Origin of the sequence: Fuscovulum ytuae, from assembly GCF_029953595.1 — a bacterium.
In the GTDB taxonomy this organism is placed as follows: Bacteria; Pseudomonadota; Alphaproteobacteria; order Rhodobacterales; family Rhodobacteraceae; genus Paragemmobacter; species Paragemmobacter ytuae.
Genome location: NZ_CP124535.1, coordinates 362,048 through 377,606, shown reverse-complemented (window position 1 = coordinate 377,606; position 15,559 = coordinate 362,048). Strand labels below are relative to the sequence as shown.

Sequence of the window (15,559 nt, the reverse complement as noted above, 5' to 3'; positions counted from 1 at the left end):
CTCCTTCCGTCAGATGCGGTTGCCGCTGGCATCGAACCAGAGCGGGGTTTCGGGGCGGATCGCCACGGCATCGCCGGGGGCGAGGGTGGTGTGGGGATCGGCCAGCGTGATGATCTCATGCCCGCTCATGGTCAGATGCAGGCGCGTCTGGTCGCCCAGATGTTCCACGCGGCGGACGGTGGCGGCTTGGCCTTCGCCCATATGGACATGTTCGGGCCTAAGGCCGATCTGCGCCGCGCCGGGCTTGGCCGCGCCAAAGGCATCGGCGGGCAGAAGGTTGATGCGGGGCTGACCTAGGCGGCTGGCGACATAGGTGCTGATGGGGTTTTCATAGATGTCGCGGGGCGTGCCGAATTGCACGAGCCTGCCCTGATCCAGCACACCGACATGCGAGGCCATGGTCATCGCCTCGATCTGGTCATGGGTGACATAGAGGAAGGTCGCGCCCAGTTCGGCATGGATGCGTTTAAGTTCGATCCGAAGATCGGCACGGAGTTTGGCATCAAGCGAGGAAAGCGGTTCATCCATCAGATAGATGCGCGGGCTGCGGACAAGGGCGCGGCCGATGGAGACGCGCTGCATCTCGCCCCCCGAAAGCTGCGTCGCCTTGTTGTCGAGCTTGTGGGAGATGCGCAGCACCTCGGCCACTTCGCCGATCTTGCGGGCGATGTCGGGTTCGGACCAGTTCAGAACCGGGGAACGCAGCGGGAAGGCGAGGTTTTCGCGCACCGTGAGGTGGGGGTAGAGCGAATATTGCTGGAACACCATCGCCACGTCGCGTTGGGCGGGTGTGTCGGAAAGCACCGAGCGGCCTTCGATGCGGATATCGCCTTGATCGGGGCGGTCGAGGCCCGCGATCAGGCGGAGCGTGGTGGTCTTGCCTGCCCCGGTGGGGCCAAGGAGGACGACGAAAGAGCCATCCTCGATGGTCATCGTCATATCGGTCAGCGCGCGCGTCGTGCCGTAGGATTTGGTCAGGCCGGAAAGGACGACGTCAGCCATGATGCACCCCCGCATTCGCCGCTGTGCGGAAGGCGCGGCCCGTGGCGGCATCAAAGACCGACAGGCTGCGCGCGGTGAAGGAGAGGCCCACTGTTTCGCCGGGTCGGGCGACATGGCCAGAGGGGATGCGGGCCTTAACGGAACCATGGGCGGTGGAGAGCGTCACGATCTGGGTGGTACCGAGATATTCCGTCGCCTCCACCCGGCCGCGATAGGGGGCGTCATCGGTGAGCGTCACATGTTCGGGGCGCACGCCAAGAACAAGGGGGCGCGGCGCGGCCTCGGCCTGAAGTTCAGGGGTTTCTATGGGGACGCCGCCCAACATGATGGAGGTGTCGCCTGCACGGAAGGCCCCTTCGAAGCGCAGGAAATTCATCGCTGGGCTGCCGATGAAATCGGCCACGAAGAGCGTGGCGGGGTGGTCATAGATATCCTGTGGCGTGCCGAATTGTTCGACGACGCCATGGTTCATCACGACGATCTTGTCGCCCATTTGCATCGCCTCAAGCTGATCATGGGTGACATAGACGGTGGTGGCGCCCATCCGGTCGTGAAGGGCGCGAAGCTCTTCCGCCATCAATTCGCGGAATTCGGCGTCGAGCGCGCCCAAGGGTTCGTCCATCATGAAGGCCTTGGGGCGGCGGACGATGGCGCGGCCCAGCGCCACGCGCTGACGGTCGCCGCCCGAAAGGCCGCCCACGCCTTTGTCGAGCAGGTGTTCGATGCGCAGGATGCGGGCAACTTCCTCGACCCGCCGCTTCACCTCATCCTTCGCGACGCCTTGGCTGACGAGTGGATAGGCGATGTTTTTCCGCACATTCATATGCGGGTAGAGGGCGAACATCTGAAAGACCATGGCGATGTCGCGCTGCGAGGCGGGCTTTTGGCTGACATCTTCGCCGTCGATGAGGATCTCGCCCGAGGTCGGCAGTTCAAGGCCCGCGATCATGCGCAGCGTGGTGGTCTTGCCGCAGCCGGAGGGGCCGAGCAGCATGAAAAACTCGCCATCGGCGATGGTGAAGGAGGATTGCTGGACAGCGGTGAAGCTGCCGAATTCCTTGCGCAGGTTGCGGATGACGATCTCAGCCAAGGGGAAGCTCCTGTCCGGCGCGGATGAGGCTGCCGTTAAGGTCGATGAGGGCAAGTTCGCGCATGCCCCAAGGTTTGTCTTCGGCGCGCATCAGGCGCGGGATGCCCGTGGCGGGCAGGCCAAGGGCGGCCCATTCGGCGTCGAGCGCGTTAACGTTGGCCGGGCGCAGGTAGGCGCCGTGGTCGTTCTTTGCCGGGTCGAGCGCGGCGTGGTGGAAGAAATGCACCTCGGCCCCGTCGCGTTTCATCAACAGGTATTCGGCATCGGCATAGACGGTTTCGAAGCCAAGGCGGGACCAGAAAGCTTTGGTCTTGGCGATGTCGCGGGCGGGAAGGATCGGGGAGAGCTTTTCCAGCATCGGGCCTAGTCCGGGAAATGCGAGACGATGATGAACATCACCGTGCCGAGAAGGGTGACGAGGAAGCTCCAGGTAAAGAGCGCCAGCGCGAAGGGCTGCATCAGCATGAAGACGCCAAGGCCGATCAGGATCGTGGCGAGCATCTCCCACGGGCGGCGGCGCAGGCGCAGAAGGCCGGAGAGGAAGGACATCATTTGCGCACCGCTCCGAAGGTGATGCCGCGCAGGAGGTGTTTGCGCAGAAGGATGGTGAAGATCATCACGGGCAAGAGGAAGATCGTGGCCCCGGCGGCGACGGCAGGCCAGTCCTGCCCGCCCACGCCGATGATCGTGGGGATGAAGGGCGGCGCGGTCTGGGCGGTGCCAGAGGTGAGGAGGACCGCAAAGGCATATTCGTTCCACGCAAAGATCAGGCAGAAGATGGCGGTGGAGGCGATGCCCGTGGCGGCCTGAGGGAGGACCACTTTGCGGAAAGCCTGAAACCGCGTGTAGCCGTCGATCAGCGCGGCCTCTTCGTATTCGCGGGGGATTTCGTCGATGAAGCCTTTCAGCAGCCAAACAGCGAGGGAAATGTTCACCGCCGTGTAAAGCAGGATCATGCCCAGATGCGTGTCCGACAGGCCCAGTTCGCGATACATCAGGTAGATGGGGATGGCGACCGCGATGGGGGGCATCATCCGGGTCGAAAGGATGAAGAAGAGAAGGTCATCCTTCAGCGGCACCTTGAAGCGCGAGAAGGCATAGGCGGCCAATGTGCCAAGGAAGATCGACAGGAAGGTTGAACCAAAGCCGATGATGACAGAGTTGAGGAACCGTTCGCCAAAGCGCGACGGCCCCGCAATGACCATGCCTTGGTCGCGGACGATCTGATCATACCATGTATCGGGCGGGGGGAGGTTCTGGAATTCCTCGGCCGCGACACGGGTGCGGGTGGTGAAGAGGTTCACATAACCTTCGAGCGAAGGTTCGAACACAACCTTGGGCGGGTAGGAGATGCTGTCCGGCCCGGATTTGAAGCCGGTAGAGATGATCCAGACCAAGGGGAGCAGCGTCACGATCGTGTAGAGCGTGACAAGGCAGGCGGCGACGAATTTCGACCGTCCGGTGGGTTCGGTGACGGAATAGGCGGTCATCTTTCCTTAACCTTGTTCAGGGCCTTCACATAGATGGAGGCAAGGCCGAAGACCGTGACGAAGAGGATGATGGCATAGGCCGAGGAATAGCCGGTGCGCCATTTTTCAAAGGCTTCGCGTTTCAGGTCGATAGAGGCGAGGAGGGTTTCGTTGCCGGGGCCCCCGCCCGTGAGCAGGACCACCATGTCGAACATCTTGAAATTCTCGATCCCCCGGAAGAGGACGGCGAGCATCAGGAAGGGCAGCACCATGGGGACGGTGATCGTCCAGAATTGCCGCCATTTGGAGGCGCGGTCGATTTCCGCCGCCTCGTAGATGTAATCGGGGATGGAGCGCAGGCCCGCGAGGCAGATGAGCATGACGAAGGGCGTCCACATCCATGTGTCGACGATGATGATGGACCAAGGGGCATAGCCGCCGGGGCCGAGCATGGAGAAGGACGAGGCGGGGATGCCCGTCACAAGTTCGACGACATAGTTCACCAGACCGATTTGCGGTTGGTAGAGGAAGGTCCAGAAATTCCCCACCACGGCGGGCGAGAGCATCATGGGCAGCACGATCAGTGTCGTGAGCAGATCGTTGCCTTTGAATTTGCGGTTGATGAGCCAGGCAAGGGTGAAGCCGATGACCACCTGAAAGAACAGCGTCCAGAGCAGGAAATGGGCCGTGGTCTGCATATTGGCCCAGATGCCGTCATCGGTGAGGATGCGTTCGTAATTGCGCAGGCCGACCCATTCCACCTCGCGGTTGGGGCGGTTGGCGGCGTAATTGGTGAAGGAGAGCCGGATCGTCCAGATCAGCGGGAAGATGTTGATCGCCAGCAGAAGAAAGATCGTGGGGGCCACGAACAGCCACGCGATGGCACGGTCGGACAGCCCGCGGATGCGACGGGCGACGGGCGCGGGCGTGGCGCGGGCGGCGGCGGTGATCGGGTCGGTCATGGCATGGTCCCGTAGGGGCGGGAGGGGGCGGTGGCCCCCTCACCCTGCCCCCTTCCCGTGCGGAAAGGGGGGTGCGGTTGATCTGGGATGGGCCCCGCCCCGGCACCGGGGCGGGAACCGGGATCGGATCAGAGCTTGCCTTCGTCTTCGAAGACTTCGGTCCAATCCGCGATCAGGCCATCGAGCGCCTCTTGCGCGGTGCCCTGATCGGCCACGATGTAGTTGTGGAGCCGTTCCTGCATGGCCAACAGAAGCTGGGCATAGGCCGGTTCCTGCCAGAAGTCCTGCACCCCACCCATGGCTTGAAGGAAGTCACCCGCGAAGGGGGCGGTGTTTACGAAGTTCGGGTCATCCAGCACGGCCTTGTGGCAGGAATAGCCGCCCATCGACCACCATTTCTTTTGCACATCCGGATTGGCGAACCATTTGATATAGGCCAGCGCACCATCCATGTTGTCGGTATTGGCGACAACCGAGATACCCTGACCGCCCAGCGTGGAGGCCGCGACGTTCTGTGCGGGGTTCACGAAGAAGTCGATCTTGTCGCCCCCGGTGTTGGGATCGGCATAAAGGCCGGGGAAGAAGGCGAACCAGTTCATCGCCATCGCCACCTGCCCAGATTTGAAGGCGTCGAGCGACTGTTCCATATAGGCGTTGTCATAGCCCGGAGGCGTGCCGGTCTTGTAGAGTTCCTTGTAGAATTCCAGCGCCTCGACCGCCTCGGGCGAGTTCACGGCACCTGCCATATCATAGCTGCCGGGGCTGTTTTCATATTTGAAGCCCCAAGCGTAAAGCGCGCCGGTCGCGCCCATGGTGATGCCTTCCGACCCGCGTTCCGTGAAGATGGACGCACCGTAGACGGTCTTGCCGTCGATCTCGCGCCCTTGGAAGAACTGGGCGATTTCAAGAAGTTCTTTCTGGGTCTGCGGTTCGCCCAGATCGCGGCCATATTGTTCCTTGAAAGCGGCCTGAATTTCGGGACGGGCGAACCAGTCCTTGCGGTAGAACCAGCCATTCGCGTCGCCCATCGCAGGCAGGGCGAAATAGTTGGGCGTGCCCTTTGGCCATGTGGAATAGGCATAGACCGTCGCGGGGGCGAAGTCGTCCATGCTGATGCTTTCGGCAGCGAAGAAATCGTTCAGTTTCAGATACCAGCCGTTTTCAGCGGCACCGCCGATCCACTGGCTGTCACCGATCAGCAGATCGCACAACTGACCGCCGGAGTTCAGTTCGTTCAGCATGCGGTCCGCGAAATTCGGCCACGGCACGAATTCGAAGTTCATCTTGATGCCCGACTGGGCCTCAAAATCCTTGGAAAGTTCCACCAGCGCGTTGGCGGGGTCCCATGCGGCCCAGCAGAGGGTAAGCTCTCCGCCCTGCGCCTGCGCCATCGTCGCAGCCGACAGCGCAACCGCCGAGGCGGCGGCCATAAGTCTGATCTTCATTTCTTGTTCCTCCCGGTTCAGTCGAATGACGTCAGCGTCGCGTGCCTTTGTCCGCGATCCTGTCGCGGCATTTCCGCGTGCCCGTTCGGACGGATGCCGCCCCCGGACCTTCTGTAAGTGTGACGATAGGCGGGGTGGGTGAGTCTGTCCATCAATTTTTGAGGTACGTTCCTCATTTTTCCATCGGGGCCGTTAGCCCCCTGCCCCCCGCACGCAGATGACAGGGATCAGGACAGGCTGCGGGGGCCCGGTTCCGGGCTTTCGGGGGGAAGGTTTTCGCGGATCACCACCTCGATCCGCAGGCGCTCTTGCCCTTCGTCGATGGGTTGGCGATCGGCCTTGGCGCGCAGCACGCGCAGGGCCGAGCGGGCGAGGTGGCCGGGGTTCTGGGCGATGACGGCATCCAGATGGCCCGCCATCAGTGCCGCGCGGGTATGGGGGGTGAGTTCGTGGCCGATCACGACGAAACGGCCCAGAAGTCCGCGGTCACGCAAAAGCGCCGCCAAGGCGCGGTGGCCAGAGCCGAGGAGATAGATGCCCGCAAGATCGGGCGTGGCGGCAAGGCGGTCACCGGCAAGGCGGTGCAGGAGATCGGGCGCGCCATGGGTTTCCAGCGTGGGCAGAACGGTGAGCGCGGGGAATTCGGTCTGGATCACCTCATCGAACCCACGGCGGCGTTCGATGCTGTCGCGCAGAAGCATGCTGTCGGCCAAAACGAGGATCGACCCTGTGAGGCCCCGGCAGAAGCGGCCCATGAGGACGCCCGCCGTGCGGCCTGCGGCATGGCTGTCGATGCCGACGAAATGATCGCGGGCGGTGTTGGGCAAATCAGAGGCCAGCGCCACAACGGGAATCCCACGCGCCCGGAGCGCGCGCACAGCATCGCGCACGACGGGGGTTTCGGGGGCCATGAGGCCGACGCCCGCCACATCGTCGGGATCAAGCGCGGCAAGCGTGGAGGCCAGAACATGCATATCTTCGGGCGGATAGCGCAGAAGGCGCATTTCGGTGCGGGTGGCGGCGGCGAGGGCTGCGGCGTCATCCAGCGCGGCGGCGAGAGTTGTGACGAACTGGCTATCGCTGGCGGGCAACAGGACCACCATGCGGTAGGAGCGACTGCGGGCAAGGTTTGCTGCGGCAAGGTCACGGACATAGCCAAGCCGCGCAATGGCATCATTGACCGCCGAGATCGTCTTTTCGCGCACGCCGGGGCGGGCGTTCAGCACGCGGTCCACGGTGGCCAGGCTGACGCCCGCCTCGCGCGCGATGTCGTTGACGGTTGGTCTGGTCATAGCCTCATCCCATCCCCTGCCCTGCGGCGGGTCTTTCCTTTATCCGGCGACGGATGAGGTACGTCAATCAATCCCTTTGCGGCAGCCTGCGCGGCGGGTTACGGGACAGAAAAAAGGCCCGATCACCATGCTGAGCGGTGACCGGGCCTTGAGTATGTCGGCACGCTGTCAGGCGTGAGCGCGTGAAGCGCCGTGTCCGACGAGGCAGACGATGCTTTCGATTCCGGTAGAAGAGATGGGCTTCGGCAGGAAGCCATTCATCCCTGCGTCAAAACAGGCGCGGCGCGACGTGTCGTCGATATGCCGCGTGAGGGCGACGATCGGAACCGTGGCCCCACGGCGCGATCCACCGCGCAGGGCGCGCGTCGCGGCAAGGCCGTCCATGCCCGGCATTTCCAGATCCATCAGGATGAGGCCGATATCGGCCGTGGCCGCAAAGGTCAGCAGAGCGGATTCGCCATCTTCGGCTTCCAGCACTTCATAGCCGCGCGCCTCGATCAGGACGCGGGCGACGAGGCGATTGATCGCGTCATCGTCGACCACGAGGACCTTTGGCCGGTCTGGGGTGGCAGGGCGATAAGCTGTCACGTCAATGTCCTGTTGCGGTTGCATGCGGGCCGGCCTTTTGGTCCGGGTGAAAGGGTGTGGCGATCACGGAAGCCCCCTCCAAGAACATGTCACCGCAACCGCCATACACAGAGCGTGCGAGGGATTTGCGAGTCGGGCAAGCGGGGGGCGGGCCCGTTTCGGGACATATCGCGGCGCTTTGCTAACTGCGTTTATCGCAAATAAACTTTGGTTTACGCCCAAAGGGGGCAGCTGCGAAAGGATCGCAGGGCCTTGATTTCCCTATGGGAACCAGTGGAAGCCCGTGTGGCGGATTGTCGCCCAAGCTTTGACAGTGACGCAATTCACGCTTGGCGGACCTGTCAGAGAAAACGACTCGATCCAGTGCGGCTTTAGGGGCCGCGTCAGGGCGCGACAGGGGCCCAGATCACGTCATCAATGCGCGGGGCACCGGTGGCAAGCATGACCAGACGGTCAAAGCCCAGCGCGATGCCCGAGGCGGGCGGCATATGGGCGAGGGCTGCGAGAAAGTCTTCATCCAGCGGGTAGCGTTCGCCATAGACGCGGGCCTTTTCATCCATCTCGATCTGAAAACGGCGGCGTTGTTCTGCGGGGTTGGTGAGTTCGCCAAAGCCATTGGCAAGTTCAACGCCGCAGGCATAGACCTCGAACCGTTCCGCTTCACGCGGGTCATCGGCGCAGGTGCGCGCAAGCGCGGCCTCGGCGGAGGGGTAGCGGTCGAGGACGGTGATGCGGCCGAGGCCGAGATGGGGTTCCACCTTGGTGACAAGGACCTTGGAGAGAAGGTCCGACCATGTGTCATCGGGGGAGACCTGCATCCCCTGCCCCACCATCTGCGCGGCCAAGGCATCGCGGTCGGGCGTGCCATCAGGGCGGATCGTGGCCAAGAGGTCGAGGGCGGCATGGTGAGCGAAAGCGTCGGCCACCGAGAGACGTTCCCACGGGGCGAAGGGATCGCAGGTTCGGTCGCGGAAGCGCAGGAGGGGCGCGCCAGTGGTCTGGGCGGCGAGGCGGAGGAAGGTGACGGTGTCCTCCATCAGGACAGCGTAATCTTCACCCGCGCGATACCATTCCAGCATGGTGAATTCCGGGCTGTGCAGCGCCCCGCGTTCGCGGTTGCGCCAGACATGCGAAAAGGCCGCGATGCGGGTTTCCCCGGCGGCGAGGAGTTTCTTCATCGCGAATTCGGGTGAGGTGTGCAGATACATCCGCCGCGCCGTGCCGTCATGGGCAAGGGCATCGGTCGCGAAGGCGTGCAGATGCGCCTCGTTTCCCGGGCTGATCTGAAGGGCGGCGGGATCGACTTCGGTGAAGCCCTCGGCTGCGAACCAACCGCGCAGGGCGGCCTGAATGCGGTTGCGGGCGAGCAGAAGGGGGCGGCGGTCCTGATGGCGGTCGGGGTGCCACCATGGGGTCGGGGCAGTATGATCGTCGCGCGTGGTCAAGGGATGCCGCTTTCGGTTTGAGATTTGGCGGAAGATGCGCTAGGTGCAGCGCCAATCGCCCGCGTGAGTTAAGCGGGCCTTCCCGAAACCGCAAGGAAAAGACCCGTGAAAGTCATCGCCTCATCGCTCCGCAAGGGGAACGTCGTCGATATGGACGGCAAGCTGTATGTCGTGCTGAAAGCCGAAAACTTCCACCCCGGCAAAGGCACGCCCACGACCAGCGTGGACATGCGCCGCATCTCGGACGGGGTGAAGGTTTCGGAACGTTGGCGCACCACCGAGATGGTGGAGAAGGCCACGGTGGACGAACGGGAATACGACTATCTGTATGAAGACGGCGAAGGCTTCCACTTCATGGAGCCGAACACCTATGAGCAGGTGGTCGCCGCTGCCGATATGGTGGGCGATGACAAGGTCTTCCTGACCGACGGGATGAAGGTTTACCTGCAGACCTTTGAAGGCGTGCCGATCGCCATGACCCTGCCGCAGAAGGTGGTTGTGGAGATCACCGAGACGGAGCCGGTGGTGAAAGGGCAGACGGCATCGTCTTCCTACAAGCCCGCGATCTGTTCGAACGGGCTGCGCGTGATGGTGCCGCCGCATATCGGGGCGGGGACGCGGATCGTGATCAACACGGCCGACCTGACCTATGTGGAACGCTCGAAGGATTGATCCTTGGTGCAAGGCCACTGATTGAGGGGCGCCCCTGCGGGCGCCCTTTTTGCATTCATGGCGGGGTGTCGCGCACAGGGGGCCTGCGGGCGCGCGGGTTTTTGCCATGCTGCGCTGCGGCATGACGTGGGGGAAGGATATTTCGCTGCACGCGCGAAATGGCGCTTAGCGCGGGACGATTTCCGGCAAAATCCCGCTTGAGGGGAGGACGTTCCAAAACTCCGCTAAATTTCAGGACCCGAAACATTGCGTGATGGGCTATCATCAAGATGAATCGACTCGGAGGAGCGCTGCCCATGCCCAAGACCCTGCCGATTGCCCGCCCCGGCATCCAACGCCCCGTGAAGGCGGCATCCCTTGGGGCCATGTCCTTGTTTCTGATCGTCTACCTTGCCATTCTTGGCGTGATGTTCGCGCCCGAAGGGTTCTTTCTTTCCTCTGCCAACCCGGTGGCAACGGCGGAGTGAGCGCCGCAGCTGCACGATGTCTTGCTGCGGGGAGTGCCCCTTGATGCAGCATGCAGGTCACGCCCTGCCTTGGTCTTGGCGTGATCGGACCGCTTCGCCTTGTCGCCCTGCCTGCCCTGTTCTAATCAGGGGCAAGCAGACGAAGGCAAAGCATGCGCATCCTGATTACCAATGACGACGGCATCAACGCCCCCGGGCTTGAGGTGCTGCACGAAATCGCTACCGCCCTTGCAGGGCCGGAGGGCGAGGTCTGGACCGTGGCCCCGGCCTTCGAGCAATCGGGTGTGGGGCATTGCATCAGCTATACCCATCCGATGATGATCGCAAAGCTTGGCCCCCGCCGCTTTGCCGCCGAGGGGAGCCCGGCGGATTGCGTGCTGGCGGGGCTGTATGACGTGTTGCAAGGCGCGCGGCCCGATCTGGTGCTGTCCGGTGTGAACCGGGGAAATAACGCCGCCGAGAACGTGCTTTATTCCGGCACGATTGGCGGCGCGATGGAGGCGGCCTTGCAGGGCATCCCGGCCATCGCCCTGTCGCAGTTCTTTGGGCCAGAGATGGACGGGCTGGCCGATCCGTTCGAGGCGGCGCGGCAGCACGGGCTTTCGGTGGTGAAGGCGCTGCTGGAGCGGGGCATCTGGACGCAGGATGATTACCGGGTGTTCTATAACGTGAATTTCCCGCCTTTGCCTGCGGCACGGGTAAAGGGGGTGAAGGTCGCCGCGCAGGGCTTCCGGCGCGACACGTCCTTTAGTGCGGAGGCGCAGCTTTCGCCCACGGGGCGGCGCTATCTTTGGATCAAGGGCGGGCCGCAGCAGACGCCCACCCTGCCCGGCACCGATGCGGCGGTGAACCTTGAAGGCTTTGTCGCGGTGACGCCGATGCGGGCGGACCTGACGGCGCATGACCTTTTGGCGGAGCTGGAGGCGCGGCTGGCATGACGGGGGATGCGGACTTCGACGAGGACGGGTCCGCCGCCGAACGCAAGATGCGGTTTCTTTATGCCCTGCGGTCACGTGGCGTGACCGACCAGCGCGTGCTGTCCGCGATGGAGTCGATCGACCGGGGGCTGTTCGTGCGCGGGCTGTTTGCGGAACGCGCCTATGAGGACATGCCGCTACCCATCGCCTGCGGCCAGACGATCAGCCAGCCGAGCATCGTGGGGATCATGACGCAGGCCTTGGCTGTGCAGCCGCGCGACAAGGTGCTGGAGGTGGGCACGGGGTCGGGCTATCAGGCCGCGATCCTGAGCCAACTGGCGCGGCGCGTCTATACGGTCGACCGCCACCGCAGGCTGGTGCGCGAGGCGGAAGGCATCTTCCGCGCGCTGGACCTGACCAATATCACGGCGATTGCGGGGGATGGCAGTTTTGGCCTGCCCGATCAGGCGCCTTTTGATCGCATCATCGTGACGGCCGCCGCCGAAGACCCCCCCGGCCCCCTATTGGCGCAATTGAAAACCGGGGGTATCATGGTGTTGCCCGTCGGGCAGTCGGATGCGGTGCAAAGCCTGATCAAGGTTACCCGCACCGAGACTGGCTTTGACTATGACGAACTTCGACAGGTGCGCTTTGTGCCGCTGGTCGAGGGACTTGGGACGGAATGAACGAGAACGGTTCCGGGGCAACAACCCGGACAGGCAGAGAGGCAAGGCAGAGCATGACCACGGCATCCTTCCGGCTGCGCGCCATCGGACTGACCACCGCGCTTTTGGCGCTTTCGGCCTGCACGGGGGGACAGCCCGGCATGCTGAACGATCTGGATTGGGATTTCCGGGGCGGGGCCAATACCTTGGACACAACGGCAGCGGCCCGACAGGCGACGGCGGCGCGGCCCAGCCCCGATGCGAATGGCGTGATCAGCTATCCGGGCTATCAGGTGGCCGTGGCGCGTCGCGGGGATACGGTGACAAGCCTTGCGGCACGGGTCGGGCTGAACCCGGGCGAATTGGCCAGCTATAATGCGATCCAGCCCGATGCGCCTTTGCGCGATGGCGAAGTGCTGGCCCTGCCACGCCGCGTGGCGGCCGCAGGCAGCGGCGCGGGCGCGGGTGGTGTGATCGGCGGCGGCAATGTCGCGGCGGCCCCCTTGCCGACTGCGGGGGCGGTGAGTGTCACCTCTATCGCGACGACGGCGCTGGACCGGGTGCAAAGCAGCCCGTCCTCGGCCCCGGCGGCAGCGGCGGCAGCACCCGATGACAGCCGTCTTGGCGCGATGGCCCCGACGCGGCATCAGGTGAAGCGGGGGGAAACCGCCTTCTCGATCGCGCGGACCTACAATGTCTCGGCCCGGTCTTTGGCGGATTGGAACGGGCTGGGGCCGGACCTTGCGGTGCGCGAAGGGCAATATCTGATGATCCCGACGCCATCGGGCGCCCCGCCGGAAAAACCGGTCGAGGTGGTGACCGCGCCGGGGCAAGGATCGCCGACGCCGACGCCGCCTTCGGCGGCAAAGCCGCTTCCGGCGGAGGAGACGAAACCTGCGGCGCAGGCGGCGCAGGATCGCCCAGCCTCGCCTGATCTGGGGCAGCAGCGCACCGCGTCCTCGGCCGCGCAATTCGCCATGCCTGTGGCGGGCAACATCATCCGCGGCTATGAGCCGCCGAAGAATGAGGGGATCGACATCGCGGCCCCGGCAGGCACGCCTGTGAAGGCGGCGGCAGCGGGCACGGTGGCGGCGATCACGCAGGATACGGCACAGACGCCGATCATCGTGATCCGGCATGAGGGCGGTCTGCTGACCGTCTATGCCGGTGTGGCGGGGACGACCGTGAAGAAGGGCGACCGCGTGACCAAGGGCCAGACCATCGCCAATGTGCGGTCGGGCAACCCGTCCTTCCTGCATTTCGAGGTGCGCCGTGGTGCGGCCAGCACGGACCCGATGCCTTTCCTGAAGTAACCCGCACCTGAGTAACCAGTTTCTGTGAGAAAGGCCTTGCCATGGCAAAGACCAAGACCTCGCCTGCCCGCAAGGGCAAGGCCATGAGCCGCCCTTACGCCGGGAAATCCGGGGTGAAAGCGGCGGCGACGCCCCAAGTCAAGGCGGTGACGGCCGGGGGCACAGCAGCGGCGGCTGCGGCAGCAAAGGCCGTGTTGCGCGAGATTGTAGCACCCCCTGCCCCGGCGCCAGCTGTGACAATCGTGGCGCGTCTTCATGGGATCGAAGTGCCTGCGGCGCCGCATCTGGATGCGGCCCTGCGGCAGGCCATCGACGAGGGGCGCTATGAGGCGCGCGAGATCAGGGCGGCGCTGGCCTGCATTCCGAAAGGGGCGCGCATCCTTGAATTGGGCGCAAGCACGGGGATCGTCGGCGCGGTGCTGGCGCGTCAGCTTGCCCCGGCGGCCATGCTGTCGGTAGAGGCCGATCCGAGGGCGATGGAGGCGATAAGGGCGTTGCATTCCCATAACGGGCTGTCAGAGGTGATAAGCCTGCGGAATGCCGTCGTGCTGTCGGCCCCGGATGCGGCTGAGAGCGTGGAGCTGTTCTTGCGGGAGAATGGCGTTGGTGTCTCCATCCTTCCGCCAGATGGCGGAGAGGCAAAGCCCGTGGCTGTACCGGTGCTGCGTTACGCCGATCTGGCGGCGGAGTTTCCGCATGACGCGATCATGATGGATATCGAAGGGGCCGAGCTGGACTTTCTGCGCCATGCCGATCTGTCGGCGGTCAAGATCGTGGTGGGAGAGTTTCACCGCGATGTCTATGGCCGCCCCGGCATGCGGGAATGCCGCGAATTGCTGGCAGCGCAGGGCTTTGCGATGGATGAAGAGCAGTCGCGCAATGGCGTCTGGGCCTGGGTCAGGGTCTAGGGTGAAGATTGACGGCTGACCATGACCTTGTCGATGCGGCGGTCGTCGAAATCCACCACCTCGAACCGCCAGCCTTCGGCGGGCATCCCTTCGCCCAGATTGGGCATCCGGCCAAAGAGGTTGAGGACAAGCCCCGCCACGGTTTCATAGCCCCCCGCCAGATCGCGCGGCAGACCGACGCGGTCGAGGAATTCATCGGCGGGCATCCAGCCGGAGACGAGGAGGCTGCCATCCTCGCGTTCGATCAGGGCGGGTTCGGCGTCGCTTTGCGTGGCGACGGTGCCGGTGATCGCCTCAAGGATGTCGCCAGAGGTGATGATGCCTTCGAAATGGCCGTATTCGTCATAGACCAGTGCAAGGTGATGGTCGCTGCCTTGCAGGATATCCATCACATCCAGCGCATCGGTCATGTCCGACACGACCGGCACTTCACGCAGAAGGCGCGCAGGGTCGAGGGATTGCTTGCGCGAGAGGGCGTCAAACGCTTCGGCCAATAGAATGATGCCCAAGACTTCGCCGGTTTCGGGGTTCTGCACGGGCATGCGGGGGCGACCGATGCGGCGGATGGCGGCGACGGTTTCGGCAGGGCTCGCGGTGATGTCGAGCATCTGCACCTCGTGCCGGGGGGTCATCAGGGCGCGGGCCGAGCGGTCGGCAAGGCGCATGACACCGGCGAGCATCTCACGCTCTTCCTCTTCGATGATGCCTTCCTGATGGGCTTCGGTCAGAAGGGAATGCACCTCTTCCTCGGTCACCTTGGCGCCGCCATCGCCGCGCGCACCCAGCAGCCAGAGGAGGACCTTGCCGGAACGGTCAAGGAACCACACCACCGGGGCAGCAATAAGCGACAGAAGGCGCATGGCCGGGGCGACGCGGATGGCGACGGCTTCGGGGTTGCGAAGGGCGAGTTGCTTGGGCACCAGTTCGCCCACGATCAGCGAGAGGTAGGTCAGCACGATGACCACGCCGCCAACGCCAAAGGTGGCGGCAAGGTCGTCATCCATCCCTTGCGTGACAAGCCATCCCGACAAGCGCGCGCCGAGCGTTGCGCCAGAAAAGGCCCCTGACAGGACGCCCACCATGGTGATGCCGATCTGCACGGTGGAGAGGAAGCGACCGGGATCTTCTGCCAGACGCAAGGCCGTGGCCGCGCCGCGCGATTTGCCCTCCATCGGCTTGAGGCGCGCGGGGCGGGCCGAGACGATGGCGAGTTCGGACATCGCAAGAACACCGTTCAACAGGATGAGGCCGAGAACGATGAGGATTTCGGTAAGCATAGCGCCCTTGAGAACAACCGGAAGCAGCGGAGATAGGGGATCGCCCC

General features: G+C 64.0%; 17 protein-coding genes. 6 read left to right on the top strand and 11 right to left on the bottom strand.

What is annotated here, in order from left to right:
• Positions 1 to 9 precede the first annotated feature (9 nt).
• From QF092_RS01875 to epmA, 10 genes are all read right to left on the bottom strand, one after another.
• Entirely contained in the window at positions 10 to 1,002 is a 993-nt protein-coding gene (locus QF092_RS01875) for an ABC transporter ATP-binding protein (RefSeq protein ID WP_281467057.1), read from the bottom strand.
• On the bottom strand, positions 995 to 2,092 hold the full coding sequence (locus tag QF092_RS01870) for an ABC transporter ATP-binding protein (protein WP_281467055.1): 1,098 nt from the start codon (positions 2,090 to 2,092) through the stop codon (positions 995 to 997). Before QF092_RS01870 ends, QF092_RS01875 begins: the two co-directional genes overlap by 8 nt.
• Entirely contained in the window at positions 2,085 to 2,450 is a 366-nt protein-coding gene (locus QF092_RS01865) for a bleomycin resistance protein (RefSeq protein ID WP_281467052.1), read from the bottom strand. Before QF092_RS01865 ends, QF092_RS01870 begins: the two co-directional genes overlap by 8 nt.
• A 5-nt stretch (positions 2,451 to 2,455) precedes the next feature.
• Complete coding sequence (locus QF092_RS01860) at positions 2,456 to 2,644, bottom strand: hypothetical protein (protein WP_281467050.1); 189 nt, start codon at positions 2,642 to 2,644, stop codon at positions 2,456 to 2,458.
• Complete coding sequence (locus tag QF092_RS01855; protein WP_281467048.1) at positions 2,641 to 3,582, bottom strand: carbohydrate ABC transporter permease; 942 nt, start codon at positions 3,580 to 3,582, stop codon at positions 2,641 to 2,643. The genes QF092_RS01860 and QF092_RS01855 overlap by 4 nt, the downstream gene beginning before the upstream one ends.
• The gene (locus QF092_RS01850; protein ID WP_281467046.1) at positions 3,579 to 4,523 is read right to left on the bottom strand and encodes a carbohydrate ABC transporter permease; all 945 of its coding nucleotides are present in this window, start codon (positions 4,521 to 4,523) and stop codon (positions 3,579 to 3,581) included. Before QF092_RS01850 ends, QF092_RS01855 begins: the two co-directional genes overlap by 4 nt.
• 128 nt (positions 4,524 to 4,651) lie before the next feature.
• Complete coding sequence (locus QF092_RS01845; RefSeq protein ID WP_281467044.1) at positions 4,652 to 5,968, bottom strand: ABC transporter substrate-binding protein; 1,317 nt, start codon at positions 5,966 to 5,968, stop codon at positions 4,652 to 4,654.
• 227 nt (positions 5,969 to 6,195) lie between these two features.
• Entirely contained in the window at positions 6,196 to 7,260 is a 1,065-nt protein-coding gene (locus QF092_RS01840; protein WP_281467042.1) for a LacI family DNA-binding transcriptional regulator, read from the bottom strand.
• Positions 7,261 to 7,428: 168 nt separating this feature from the next.
• A complete protein-coding gene (locus tag QF092_RS01835) occupies positions 7,429 to 7,848 on the bottom strand; it encodes a response regulator (RefSeq protein WP_281467040.1) in 420 nt (139 codons plus the stop codon).
• 383 nt (positions 7,849 to 8,231) lie between these two features.
• On the bottom strand, positions 8,232 to 9,293 hold the full coding sequence (gene epmA / locus QF092_RS01830) for an EF-P lysine aminoacylase EpmA (RefSeq protein ID WP_281467038.1): 1,062 nt from the start codon (positions 9,291 to 9,293) through the stop codon (positions 8,232 to 8,234).
• 105 nt (positions 9,294 to 9,398) lie between these two features.
• On the opposite strand from epmA, the gene efp reads away from it, so the two are divergent.
• The 6 genes from efp (at position 9,399) to QF092_RS01800 (ending at position 14,235) form a co-directional block, all read left to right on the top strand.
• Positions 9,399 to 9,965 carry an elongation factor P gene (efp, locus tag QF092_RS01825; RefSeq protein ID WP_281467036.1) on the top strand — a complete coding sequence of 189 codons (567 nt, stop codon included), beginning with the start codon at positions 9,399 to 9,401 and terminating at the stop codon, positions 9,963 to 9,965.
• A gap of 296 nt (positions 9,966 to 10,261) precedes the next feature.
• On the top strand, positions 10,262 to 10,432 hold the full coding sequence (locus QF092_RS01820; RefSeq protein WP_281467034.1) for a hypothetical protein: 171 nt from the start codon (positions 10,262 to 10,264) through the stop codon (positions 10,430 to 10,432).
• A 152-nt stretch (positions 10,433 to 10,584) separates the two neighbouring features.
• Entirely contained in the window at positions 10,585 to 11,370 is a 786-nt protein-coding gene (gene surE / locus QF092_RS01815) for a 5'/3'-nucleotidase SurE (protein ID WP_281467032.1), read from the top strand.
• Entirely contained in the window at positions 11,367 to 12,035 is a 669-nt protein-coding gene (locus tag QF092_RS01810; protein WP_281467030.1) for a protein-L-isoaspartate(D-aspartate) O-methyltransferase, read from the top strand. The genes surE and QF092_RS01810 overlap by 4 nt, the downstream gene beginning before the upstream one ends.
• A 53-nt stretch (positions 12,036 to 12,088) precedes the next feature.
• Positions 12,089 to 13,327 carry a peptidoglycan DD-metalloendopeptidase family protein gene (locus QF092_RS01805; RefSeq protein ID WP_281467028.1) on the top strand — a complete coding sequence of 413 codons (1,239 nt, stop codon included), beginning with the start codon at positions 12,089 to 12,091 and terminating at the stop codon, positions 13,325 to 13,327.
• 41 nt (positions 13,328 to 13,368) lie between these two features.
• Complete coding sequence (locus tag QF092_RS01800; protein ID WP_281467026.1) at positions 13,369 to 14,235, top strand: FkbM family methyltransferase; 867 nt, start codon at positions 13,369 to 13,371, stop codon at positions 14,233 to 14,235.
• On the opposite strand, the gene QF092_RS01795 is transcribed toward QF092_RS01800, so the two are convergent.
• Positions 14,232 to 15,512: a hemolysin family protein gene (locus QF092_RS01795; protein WP_281467024.1), complete on the bottom strand. Its 1,281-nt coding sequence runs from the start codon at positions 15,510 to 15,512 to the stop codon at positions 14,232 to 14,234. The two genes, QF092_RS01800 and QF092_RS01795, sit on opposite strands and share 4 nt — an antisense overlap.
• Positions 15,513 to 15,559: the final 47 nt, after the last annotated feature.

What these genes read in the sequence shown, in the direction of transcription:
- QF092_RS01875 (WP_281467057.1), bottom strand. Translation starts at nt 1,002, where the DNA reads ATGGCTGACGTCGTCCTTTCCGGCCTGACCAAATCCTACGGCACGACG.
- QF092_RS01865 (WP_281467052.1), bottom strand. Translation starts at nt 2,450, where the DNA reads ATGCTGGAAAAGCTCTCCCCGATCCTTCCCGCCCGCGACATCGCCAAG.
- QF092_RS01860 (WP_281467050.1), bottom strand. Translation starts at nt 2,644, where the DNA reads ATGATGTCCTTCCTCTCCGGCCTTCTGCGCCTGCGCCGCCGCCCGTGG.
- QF092_RS01855 (WP_281467048.1), bottom strand. Translation starts at nt 3,582, where the DNA reads ATGACCGCCTATTCCGTCACCGAACCCACCGGACGGTCGAAATTCGTC.
- QF092_RS01850 (WP_281467046.1), bottom strand. Translation starts at nt 4,523, where the DNA reads ATGACCGACCCGATCACCGCCGCCGCCCGCGCCACGCCCGCGCCCGTC.
- QF092_RS01845 (WP_281467044.1), bottom strand. Translation starts at nt 5,968, where the DNA reads ATGAAGATCAGACTTATGGCCGCCGCCTCGGCGGTTGCGCTGTCGGCT.
- QF092_RS01840 (WP_281467042.1), bottom strand. Translation starts at nt 7,260, where the DNA reads ATGACCAGACCAACCGTCAACGACATCGCGCGCGAGGCGGGCGTCAGC.
- QF092_RS01820 (WP_281467034.1), top strand. Translation starts at nt 10,262, where the DNA reads ATGCCCAAGACCCTGCCGATTGCCCGCCCCGGCATCCAACGCCCCGTG.
- surE (WP_281467032.1), top strand. Translation starts at nt 10,585, where the DNA reads ATGCGCATCCTGATTACCAATGACGACGGCATCAACGCCCCCGGGCTT.
- QF092_RS01810 (WP_281467030.1), top strand. Translation starts at nt 11,367, where the DNA reads ATGACGGGGGATGCGGACTTCGACGAGGACGGGTCCGCCGCCGAACGC.
- QF092_RS01805 (WP_281467028.1), top strand. Translation starts at nt 12,089, where the DNA reads ATGACCACGGCATCCTTCCGGCTGCGCGCCATCGGACTGACCACCGCG.
- QF092_RS01800 (WP_281467026.1), top strand. Translation starts at nt 13,369, where the DNA reads ATGGCAAAGACCAAGACCTCGCCTGCCCGCAAGGGCAAGGCCATGAGC.
- QF092_RS01795 (WP_281467024.1), bottom strand. Translation starts at nt 15,512, where the DNA reads ATGCTTACCGAAATCCTCATCGTTCTCGGCCTCATCCTGTTGAACGGT.